This is a genomic window from Mesorhizobium sp. M2E.F.Ca.ET.209.01.1.1, from assembly GCF_004010375.2.
In the GTDB taxonomy this organism is placed as follows: domain Bacteria; phylum Pseudomonadota; class Alphaproteobacteria; order Rhizobiales; family Rhizobiaceae; genus Mesorhizobium.
Genome location: NZ_SADP02001084.1, coordinates 1 through 296 on the forward strand (window position 1 = coordinate 1; position 296 = coordinate 296).

The window sequence follows — 296 nt, forward strand, 5'->3', positions numbered from 1 at the left end:
ATTCGGTGTCCCGCTCCTGATCGCCTGCGTGGTCCTGCAATGGTGGAGCAGGACGGACCGGACCCACGTCCGCCATGCCGCGATCGCGGCGGGGTTGTCTTTCCTGATCGGACTTGGCGCCAACCAGATCAGCCTGCTTTTCGTGCATCGCGTGCGTCCCTACGACGCCGGTGTGACCCATCTCATCATTCCCGCCAGCGCCGACTGGTCGTTCCCCTCGGATCACGCGACGGCGGCTTTCGCCATCGTTGCCGCATTCGCCCTGCAGGCGCTTCCCGGACGCGCGATGATTTTCG

The 296-nt window shown here is 65.2% G+C and carries 1 pseudogene; it reads left to right on the plus strand.

What is annotated here, in order from left to right:
- A pseudogene (locus tag EN852_RS39215) lies at window positions 1–296 on the plus strand (phosphatase PAP2 family protein); the annotation flags it as partial.